The organism is Pseudomonas sp. 05N434 (assembly GCF_056396965.1).
Window position 1 is genome coordinate 1 of sequence record NZ_JBFTMK010000494.1, and the last position, 3,788, is coordinate 3,788.

Genomic DNA, 3,788 nt, shown 5'->3' on the forward strand with positions numbered 1-3,788 from the left:
GTCACCCGGTTGACCGAGGCTGACGCTGCCGGCGTAGTTCACATCGAAAGGACCGGCGAAGGCGAAGACGCCCAGCAGAAACAGCAGGCTGGCGCTCCACACGGCGATCTTGTTGACCCACAGCAGGAAGCGGAAGCCGTAGATGCACACTGTCAGCACCAGGATCGCGAACAGACCGTAGGCCAGGCCCAGGGTCAGGTCGGTTTCCGGCAGGCCGATCAGGCGTTTCGCACCACCGATCAACGCATCACCCGAACTCCATACCGAGAGCGAGAAGAAGGCGATAGCGGTCAACAGCGACAGGAACGAACCGACGATCCGCCCGTGCACGCCGAAGTGCGCACCGGACGACACGGCGTTGTTGGTGCCATTGAGTGGACCGAACAGGCCCATCGGCGCGAGGATCAGCGAGCCCAGCAACACGCCCAGCACAATCGCCCAGACGCCCGCCTGAAAAGACAGGCCGAACAGTACCGGGAAACTGCCGAGCACGGCGGTGGCGAAGGTGTTGGAACCGCCGAAGATCATCCGGAACAAGTCCGTCGGGCCTGCGGTGCGTTCGTTGTCCGGGATCTGCTCGACCCCGTAGGTTTCAATTTGCGTAAGGCTTTGGTCTTTGTTGTTGTTATTCATGATCTGCTCCGATCATAAAGGCGCGCTCATCGTGCGTGAGCGTCACCTGTTTGGCTAAGGGGGTGGCAGCCCTTCCGGCATTGCGGACAAATGTTCATGGCAGGCCAGCCAAAGGCCTTGTTGTTCTTGGCCAGACGCCTGTTTCTTGAAAACAATCGTCTCGCGTTCCTGGCTGAAGTGTTGCTCCCCTTGCATGCGCAGCTCGGTGGCCACGTCATGGATGAAAATCGCCACGTCACCCTGCAGGCTGACGAAGGCGTTGCTCGAGGTGCACGACAGCACCTCGAAGCCGTCCTCGGCACGCCAGCTGTCCCACAACGCCTGGTAGGCATCGCGCGACAGCAGGGGCTGCTCGAGGGTGTAGAACACGAAGCTGGCGTCGATGCTGAATGCGCCGAAGTAGGCTTCGCGATCGTTTCGGGCAAAGGCCGACACCAGTTCGGCGGCGGCATTGAGTACCTGATCACGTTCGTTCATGACCGATCCTCAGCGATGGACCACGCCTGGCAGTACGCAGAGCATTTCGTACAAAAGGTTGGCGCCCAGCAGCGAGGTGTTGCCGGTGGTGTCGTACGCTGGCGAGACTTCTACCAAATCGCAGCCAACCAGGTCGAGGCCTTGGCAACCGCGCACGATTTCAATCGCCTGAATGGTCGTCAGACCGCCGATTTCCGGGGTGCCGGTGCCAGGTGCCCAGGCCGGATCGATGCCGTCGATATCGAAACTCAGGTACACCGGACCGTCGCCGACTTTCGCGCGAACTTCGGCCATCAGCGGCGCCAGGGATTTGTGCCAGCATTCTTCAGCCTGAACCACACGGAAGCCTTGATTGCGGCTCCAGTTGAAGTCATCAGCGGTGTAGCCCTGAGCCCGCAGGCCAATTTGCACTACGCGGTCGCAATCCAGAAGACCTTCTTCTACCGCGCGACGGAAGGTGGTGCCGTGGGCGATTTTCTCGCCGAACATGTGATCGTTCACATCCGCGTGAGCGTCGATGTGCACCAGGCCGACCTTGCCGTGCTTTTTATGGATGGCACGCAGGATCGGCAGGGTGATGGTGTGGTCGCCGCCCAGCGTCAGGGGGATCACATCGTGTTCGAGGATATTGTCGTAGGCCTCTTCGATGATCCGCACGGCGTCCAGCAGGTTGAAGGTGTTGATCGCCACGTCACCGATATCGGCAACCGACAGCGAGTCGAACGGCGCAGCGCCGGTGGCCATGTTGTACGGACGGATCATCACCGATTCAGCGCGGATTTCACGCGGCCCGAAGCGGGTGCCGGGGCGCAGGGATGTGCCGATGTCCAGCGGGATGCCGATAAAGGCAGCGTCTAGGCCGGCAGCGGATGGCAAGTGGGGGAGTCGCAGCATGGTGGCGATGCCGCCGAAGCGCGGCATTTCATTGCCGCCCAGTGGTTGGTGAAGAATCTTGTCCACGGGTAAGGCCTCATCGTCGTTGTTTTATTTATGCAGGTAAGCCGCTCGGGGAGAGACGGGCACCGCTGTGGGCCGATTCTGCGAAATGCAGTGGCCGGGAAGAATCGCTACGGGCAAATACTTAGTTCAGATTTTTCTAAACTAATGGCGGGCGGGAAGATAGACTCCCCACCATGCACCGAACCCTTGTGGCGAGGGAGCTTGCTCCCGCTGGGCTGCGAAGCGGCCCCAAAACCATTAAGCCCGGTTGCATCGGGCAGACCGCATGAGTCGGGTTTACGACTGCTTCGCAGCCGAGCGGGAGCAAGCTCCCTCGCCACAAAAGCAACATGCACTACCTTGCAATGGAGCCCCCCCCATGGCCAACGCTTTACCCGACCTGAAACTATTGCGCATCTTCGTCAGCGTGGTCCGCCATCAGGGGTTCGCCAACGCCCAGCACGAGCTCAATCTCTCGACGTCGGCCATCAGCACCTATATGAGCCAGCTCGAAGCGGCCCTCGGCCTGGTGCTGTGCCATCGTGGTCGCGGCGGTTTCAGCCTGACCAGCAAGGGCGAGCTGTTCCATCAGGAAACCCTGCGTCTGTTGGCCGAACTCGAAGGTTTCGAACAATACGCCGCCGCCCTCAAAGGCGAATTGCGCGGCACGTTGAACCTGGGGGTGATCGATTCCACCGTCAGCGACAAGGCCTTGCCATTCGCCGAAGCCATCGGCGCCTACAGCCAGGAACACCCGGCGGTGCACTTGCATCTCTCGGTCATGAGCCCATACGAACTGCAACTCGGCGTGCAGGACAACCGCCTCGACCTGGCCATCGGTGCCTTTTCCACGCGCATGAGCGGTCTGGTCTACATGCCGCTCTACCGCGAGCAACACTGGCTGTATTGCAGCAGCCGTCATCCGCTGTTCAACGAGCGGCGCATCCCCGAACAGGTCATCACCCAGCAACGCATGGTCGGTCGCGGCTATTGGAGCCAGGCCGAACTGGCGCGTCATGGTTTCAAGCACAGCGCGGCGACCGTGGAAAGTATGGAGGCCCAATTGATTCTGGTGCTGTCCGGCGCCTACATCGGTTACCTGCCGGAGCACTACGCCCAGGCCTGGGCCGACAAGGGGGATTTGCGCGTGCTGCTGCCGGCGACGTTCGGTTATCAGGCGCCATTCTCGATGATCGTGCGCCGTGGCCGTAGCCGCGAGCCGCTGATCCAGACCTTCCGTGATTTGCTCAAAGCACAGCTCAATCAGGCTTAAGAAAATGTCCAGAATCCAGTGCCCGCGCTGCCTGCGTCCGCAAACCCATTGTCTGTGCCCACTGATCCCAAGCCTGGATAGCCGCACGCGGGTGTTGCTGTTGCAGCATCCGAGTGAAGTGAACCATGCATTGAATACCGCACGATTGGCTGCGTTGGGACTCAAGAATGCCGAGTTGATCGTGGGCGAGGTGTTCGAGGATTTGCCGGCGTTGTTGAATCAACCGGGCTATCAGGCGCGGCTGTTGTTTCCCGGTGAAGATGCGCAGCCGATGCAGGCGTACACCGCGAGTGATAAGCCGCTGCTGCTGGTGGTTCCGGACGGTACCTGGCGCAAGGCGCGCAAGATGCTGCACCTCAATCCATTGCTGGCGGCGTTGCCGAGAGTGACATTGGCCGAGGGCGGGGTGTCCCGTTATCGCTTGCGCAAGGCACCTGGGCCTGGGGCGTTGTCGACGGTGGAGGCG

The 3,788-nt window shown here is 60.9% G+C and carries 5 protein-coding genes; 2 read left to right on the forward strand and 3 right to left on the reverse strand.

Translation table 11 applies throughout. The features are described 5' to 3' along the window. From AC1DLB_RS24295 to speB, 3 genes are all read right to left on the reverse strand, one after another. A partial coding sequence (locus tag AC1DLB_RS24295; RefSeq protein WP_477785776.1) for a cytosine permease occupies positions 1-633 on the reverse strand: 633 nt, incomplete at its 3' end. A gap of 54 nt (positions 634-687) precedes the next feature. Further along, a complete protein-coding gene (locus AC1DLB_RS24300; RefSeq protein WP_018929906.1) occupies positions 688-1,110 on the reverse strand; it encodes a YybH family protein in 423 nt (140 codons plus the stop codon). A gap of 9 nt (positions 1,111-1,119) precedes the next feature. Further along, complete coding sequence (gene speB, locus AC1DLB_RS24305) at positions 1,120-2,070, reverse strand: agmatinase (protein ID WP_019648049.1); 951 nt, start codon at positions 2,068-2,070, stop codon at positions 1,120-1,122. Positions 2,071-2,428: 358 nt separating this feature from the next. Here speB and AC1DLB_RS24310 point away from each other — a divergent pair, with 358 nt between their 5' ends. Both AC1DLB_RS24310 and AC1DLB_RS24315 read left to right on the forward strand, forming a co-directional pair. Continuing rightward, a complete protein-coding gene (locus tag AC1DLB_RS24310; protein ID WP_007938472.1) occupies positions 2,429-3,322 on the forward strand; it encodes a LysR family transcriptional regulator in 894 nt (297 codons plus the stop codon). A gap of 4 nt (positions 3,323-3,326) precedes the next feature. Beyond that, positions 3,327-3,788: tRNA-uridine aminocarboxypropyltransferase (locus AC1DLB_RS24315; protein WP_477785777.1), on the forward strand; the 462-nt coding region annotated here is incomplete at its 3' end.